Origin of the sequence: Streptomyces apricus (assembly GCF_008369065.1) — a bacterium.
Classification (GTDB): Bacteria; Actinomycetota; Actinomycetes; order Streptomycetales; family Streptomycetaceae; genus Streptomyces; species Streptomyces apricus.
Genome location: NZ_VDFC01000046.1, coordinates 213595 through 219616, shown reverse-complemented (window position 1 = coordinate 219616; position 6022 = coordinate 213595). Strand labels below are relative to the sequence as shown.

General features: G+C 74.9%; 3 protein-coding genes. 2 read left to right on the top strand and 1 reads right to left on the bottom strand.

Annotated features, from left to right (window positions below; genetic code table 11):
* Positions 1-142 precede the first annotated feature (142 nt).
* Positions 143-1192, bottom strand: a complete 1050-nt coding sequence (locus tag FGF04_RS21030) for a DUF3533 domain-containing protein (RefSeq protein ID WP_149512866.1) — start codon at positions 1190-1192, stop codon at positions 143-145.
* A 154-nt stretch (positions 1193-1346) separates the two neighbouring features.
* On the opposite strand from FGF04_RS21030, the gene FGF04_RS21025 reads away from it, so the two are divergent.
* Both FGF04_RS21025 and FGF04_RS21020 read left to right on the top strand, forming a co-directional pair.
* Positions 1347-4865: a DNA polymerase III subunit alpha gene (locus tag FGF04_RS21025; protein WP_149513745.1), complete on the top strand. Its 3519-nt coding sequence runs from the start codon at positions 1347-1349 to the stop codon at positions 4863-4865.
* On the top strand, positions 4862-5923 hold the full coding sequence (locus FGF04_RS21020) for a DNA polymerase Y family protein (protein WP_149512865.1): 1062 nt from the start codon (positions 4862-4864) through the stop codon (positions 5921-5923). The genes FGF04_RS21025 and FGF04_RS21020 overlap by 4 nt, the downstream gene beginning before the upstream one ends.
* Positions 5924-6022: the final 99 nt, after the last annotated feature.

The following is a 6022-nucleotide window of genomic DNA, read 5'->3' as shown; positions in this document are numbered from 1 at the left end:
GGTGGGTGGGGGCTGGTCGCGCAGTTCCCCGCGCCCCTAAAGACCAAAAGACCGCGCCGTTCCCCGCGCCCCTGAAGGCAAAAGACTGCGCTGTTCCCCGCGCCCCTGAAAGACGAAAGATTGCGCCGTTCCCCGCGCCCCTTCAGGGTGCCCCTGGTGCGCGGTGTTTGTCAGTGGCCCTTTGGCGGGCGCCCGCTGCCAGGGTGATTGCCGTGCCCAGGGCTGCCCATGTCGACAGGATCAGGAGGGGGGTGGTTGTGGCGTTGCCCTTGAAGTAGGCGATCGAGCGGGCCGTCCAGGTGCCCGCGCCCGGGGGGAGGGCCGGGCCGATCGCGTGCCAGAACGGGGGGAGCATCGGCGGCGGCAGGGCGCCGCCCGCGCTCGGGTTGCCCAGGATCACCACCAGCAGGACCGCCACCCCGATGCCGACGATCCCGAAGACGCACTGGAGCGCGAGGGTGGCCGCGCCCACCGCGAAGGTGATGAGCGCGCCGAGTCCCCAGAGGGCGGCCACACTTCCGGGCAGGGCGCCGAGGACTGGCCCGACGACGACCGCCCCGCCGAGCCCGCCGACGACCGCGACCAGGGCCATGGCGGCGAGCCGGATCACCGCGCGCCGCAGGCCGGCCGGGCGGGCCCCCGCGCTGACCGCCAGCGCCGAGGCGCACAGGTAGCCGCCCACGCACCAGCCGACGACCAGGTAGAACGGGGTGAGCCCGTTGGCGTCCTGCGCGTCGGCCGGGACCACGTCGACGGTCCGCACCGTGCGGCCCTGGTCCTTCTCCAACTCGGTGGCCAGCGAGGTCAGTGCGCGGGACAGGGCCGCGCCGCCGCCGGAGGCGACCAGCAGGGTGTCGGTGGTGCCGTCCGGATCGACCAGCAGGGCGCCGTCGATGTCCCGGTCCGCGATCTGCCGGCGGGCCGTCGCCTCGTCGGCCAGCGCACGGGGGTCCAACGGCCCGCCGGGCAGGCGGTCGAGGCGGTCCACCGTCTGCCCGGCGGCGGCGCCGGGCGCGACCACCCCGAACGGCACGTCCTTCGGCTTCGGGTGGTGCAGCGCCCCCACGTAGGAGGCGATGAAGAGCAGTTGCAGGACGACCACGCCGACGACGAGCAGCGTGGCCCGCGGGGTGACCGCGTCCTTCACCTCGTCGAGGAAGGACCTGGGCGGCGCCTCTGCTGTCCGTGTCATGTCCCAACGGTCCGAGTCCCAGGGTGTTTACGCAGGCGGGACGGGTCCGAACGGATGTAGCACAGATGTTCGACTCATGGTCTATGGTGAAGGCGAGGAATCTGGGAACAGGTGTTCGATAGCGGGCTCGCAGCCCCTGGTGGTGGAGGTGTGGGTGCCCGGCTTCACGCATCTGCACACCGCCTCCGGGTTCTCCCTGCGGTACGGGGCCTCCCACCCGGAGCAGCTCGCCGAACGCGCCGCCGCACGGGGCATGGACGCGCTGGCGCTCACCGACCGGGACACCGTCGCGGGCGCGGTCCGCTTCGCGAAGGCCTGCGCCGTGCGGGGCGTGCGCCCGCTGTTCGGCGTCGACCTCGCGGTGGAGGAACTCGGCGGCCCCTCCGGCGCGTCCGCCGGGAAGGGGCAGGAGCGCGTACGCGGCGAGCGCCGCCGGACCCCCGTGCGCGGCGGCGCCTTCGTCGACGAGTCGGCGCCCCGGGTGACCTTCCTGGCCCGGGACGGCGCACAGGGCTGGGCCGACCTCTGCAGAATCGTTACGGCGGCCCATGCGGACGGGGGACGGCCGGTACTGCCCCGGGCGCGGAACCACGCCGGCGGGCTGACCGTGCTGCTCGGCCCGGCCTCCGGCGTCGGCCGCGCGCTCGCCGCCGGCCGCCCCGACCGGGCCGCGCACCTGCTCGGGCCCTGGCGGGAGGTGTACGGCGACGCCCTGCGCCTCGAAGCGGTCTGGCACGGACGCGGGGGCACCGGACCCGGCTCCCTGCGGCTGGCCGCCCGTACCGTCGGCTTCGCCGCCGAACAGCGGGTGCGCCCGGTGCTCACCAACGCCGTCCGGTACGCCGACCGCGGCATGGGCCCGGTCGCCGACGTGCTGGACGCCGCCCGCCTGCTGGTGCCCGTCGACCCCCGCCGGGGACTGGACGGCGGCGAGGCCTGGCTCAAGGACGCGGACGCCATGCTCGGCGCCGCCGAACGGATCGCCGAGGCCGCCGGCCACCGCCGCGACACCGCCCACCGGCTGCTCGAACAGACCCGGGAGACCGCCGCCGAGTGCCGGGTCGACCCGGCGCGCGACCTCGGGCTCGGCGCCGTGCACTTCCCCGAGGCGCACCTCGTCGGCGCCGCGCGCCGCGCCGCGCAGCGCGTCCTGGCCTCCCGGGCGGCCGCGGGCATGATCCGGCTCGGCTACGACCGCTCCGTGCGGGCGCGCGCGTACTGGGAGCGGATGCACCACGAGCTGGACATCATCGCCCACCACCGCTTCGCCCCCTACTTCCTGACGGTGGCCCAGGTCGTGCACGACGTGAAGGGGCTGGGCATCCGGGTCGCCGCCCGCGGCTCCGGGGCGGGCTCGCTCGTCAATCACCTGATCGGCATCGCGCACGCCGACCCGGTCCGGCACGGGCTGCTGATGGAGCGTTTCCTGTCCGAGCGCCGCCCGGTCCTGCCCGACATCGACATCGACGTGGAGTCCGCGCGCCGCATCGAGGTCTACCGCGCGATCGTCGAGCGGTTCGGCGCCGAGCGGGTCGCGACCGTGGCGATGCCCGAGACCTACCGCGTGCGGCACGCCGTACGCGACGTCGGCGCCGCGCTGTCCATGGACCCGGCGCAGATCGACCGGATCGCCAAGGCCTTCCCGCACGTCCGCGCCCGCGACGCCCGCGCGGCCCTGGCCGAACTGCCCGAACTGCGGTTCCTGGCCAGGGAGAAGGAGGAGTACACGCGGATGTGGGAGCTGGTGGAGGCGCTGGACGCCCTGCCGCGCGGCGTCGCCATGCACCCGTGCGGGGTCCTCCTCTCCGACGCCTCGCTCCTCGCCCGTACACCGGTCGTGCCCACCAGCGGCGAAGGGCTCCCCATGGCGCAGCTCGACAAGGAGGACGCCGAGGACCTCGGGCTGCTCAAGCTCGACGTGCTGGGCGTGCGCACGCAGTCCGCGATGGCGCACGCGGTGGCCGAGGTGGAGCGGGCGACGGGGGAGCGGTTCGACCTGGACGCCGTGGGCGAGGACGACCCGGCGACGTACCGGCTCATCCGGTCCGCCGAGACGCTGGGCTGCTTCCAGATCGAGTCGCCGGGCCAGCGGGACCTGGTCGGCAGGCTGCAGCCGGCGACCTTCCACGACCTCGTCGTCGACATCTCGCTCTTCCGCCCCGGACCGGTCGCGGCCGACATGGTGCGGCCGTTCGTCGAGGCGCGGCACGGCCGGGCGCCCGCCCGCTACCCGCACCCCGACCTGGAGGCGACGCTGAAGGACACGTACGGCGTCGTGGTCTTCCACGAGCAGGTCATCGACATCGTCGACATCATGACCGGCTGCGGGCGCGGCGAGGCGGACCGGGTGCGGCGGGGGCTGTCCGACGCCGGGTCGCAGGCGCGCATCCGCGACTGGTTCGCGCGGTGCGCGGCCGCACGGGGTTACGACGCGCCGACGATCACGCGGACCTGGAGCATCGTCGAGGCCTTCGGGTCGTACGGCTTCTGCAAGGCGCACGCGGTCGCGTTCGCCGTGCCGACCTACCAGTCGGCGTGGCTGAAGGCGCACCACCCGGCCGCCTTCTACGCGGGACTGCTCACCCACGATCCCGGGATGTACCCCAAGCGGGTGCTGCTCGCGGACGCGCGGCGGCGCGGGGTGCCGATCCTGCCGCTGGACGTGAACCGGTCGGCGGCCGCCCATCGCATCGAACTGGTGTCTGAATCCAAGGAGGGGGTGGCGGGGACGGCCGGGGAGACCTGGGGCGTGCGGCTCGCGCTGTGCGACGTGCACGGGATCAGCGGGGCCGAGGCGGCCCGGATCGAGGAGGGGCAGCCGTACGCCTCGCTGCTCGACTTCTGGGACCGGGCCCGGCCGGGCCGTCCGCTGGCCGGGCGCCTCGCGCAGGTCGGTGCGCTGGACGCCTTCGGCGCCAACCGGCGCGATCTGCAGCTGCATCTGGCCGAGCTGCACCGGAGCGCCCGTGGCGGACGCGGTGGCCAGGGCGGCCACGGCACCCAACTTCCGCTGGCCGGCGGGCGGGAGACCGCGCCGGCCGGGCTGCCCGACCTCTCCCCGGAGGAACGGCTCAGCGCCGAACTGGGCGTGCTCTCCCTGGACGCCTCGCGCAACCTGATGGACGACCACCGGGAGTTCCTGGACGAACTGGGCGTCGTCACGGCCCGCCGACTGCGGACGGCCCGGCACGGCGAGACGGTCCTGGTCGCGGGCGCCAAGGCGGCCACCCAGACACCGCCGGTCCGCTCCGGCAGACGGATCGTCTTCACCACCCTGGACGACGGTACGGGGCTGGTCGACCTCGCCTTCTTCGACGACTCCCACGACACGTGCGCGCACACCGTCTTCCACTCCTGGCTGCTGCTCGTGCGCGGGGTGGTGCAGCGGCGCGGCCCGCGCAGTCTCAGCGTGGTCGGGTCGGCGGTCTGGGACCTCGCGGAGCTGGCGGAACTGCGGCGTGCGGAAGGGCTGGACGCGGTGGCGCCGAGACTGGCCGGGTCGCCGCGGGGAGGGCCTGCGGACGAGTCCGGAGCTGGAGATCCGGTGGGGGGTCGGCGTATCCCGTCGGCCACGGGATGCGGCATGCATCCGTGGGCGGATCTGCGTCCGGCGGGCGAAGGGCCCGCGACCGGACGGAAGTTGTGGCACCGGAGCCCCGGGAGTGCGGGATGACCATCCTCTGCGTACGTTTCCAGCTGCCGCCGGTGTCCGGGGACGCCCTGCCCGGGCTCCTCGGCACGCTGGAGGAGTTCACCCCCGTCGTCGAGGCGCTGCCGCCCGACGGGGCGCTGGCCGATCTGCGGGGCGCCGAACGGTACTTCCGGCGGGACGCCGTGGAACTGGCCTCGCTGATACGGGTACGGGCGCTCGCCTGGCACGGGGTCGACTGCGCGATCGGGGCCGGACCCGGTCCGATGTCCGCGCGGATGGCCCTGCGGGAGGCCGCCCCGGGGCGGCCGAAGGTGGTGCCCGAAGAGCCCGGCGCCCTCGCGGAGTTCCTGGCGCGGCGGCCGGTGCGTGCGCTGCCCGGCGTCGGCGCCGCCACCGCCCGCACCCTGTGCGCGTACGGCCTGGACAGCATCGGCAAGGTGGCCGCCGCGCCGCCGGCCACCCTGCAACGGCTCGTCGGCGCTCGCGCCGGCCGCGAACTGCACGCGATGGCGTGCGGCGTTGACCGCGGGCGGGTCGTGCCGAACGGCGTCTCCCGGTCGCTCGTCGCCGAACGGCCGTTCCCGCGGGACGAGTTGGATCCCGGCGAGCACCGGCGGGCGCTGCTCTCCGCCGCCGCGGAACTGGGGGCGCGGCTGCGCGCCCTGCGGAAGGTGTGCCGCACGCTCACGCTGACCGTGCGCTACGCCGACCTGCCCCGCTCCCGGACGGGCGCGGGCGGGGGGACGCCCGCGACGACGGTCCGCAGCCGGGTGCTCGCGGAGCCGACCGCGTACTCGTCGGCGCTGACCGGTGCCGCGTACCGGATGTACGAGGGGCTCGGGCTGCAGCGGGCCCGGGTCCGTGGGGTGGCCCTGCGGGCCGAGGGGCTCGATCCCGTCGAGGGGGCCTCCCATCAGCTGACCTTCGATCCGGTGGACGAGAAGGTGCGGCGCCTGGAGGATGTGGCGGACCGGGTGCGGGCGAAGTTCGGGGAGCGGGCGGTGGTGCCCGGTGCGTTGGCGGTGGGGGCTGGTCGCGCAGTTCCCCGCGCCCCTGACGGGTGTCGTCGGTGTGGGTGAAGTTTGGGGGGTGTGTGGGTGTTTGTGGGGTGGTGCGCCGTACCGTTCTTTCAGGTCGCGGGGGCAGTATCCCCGTCATCCGAGCCGTGAGGAGATCTC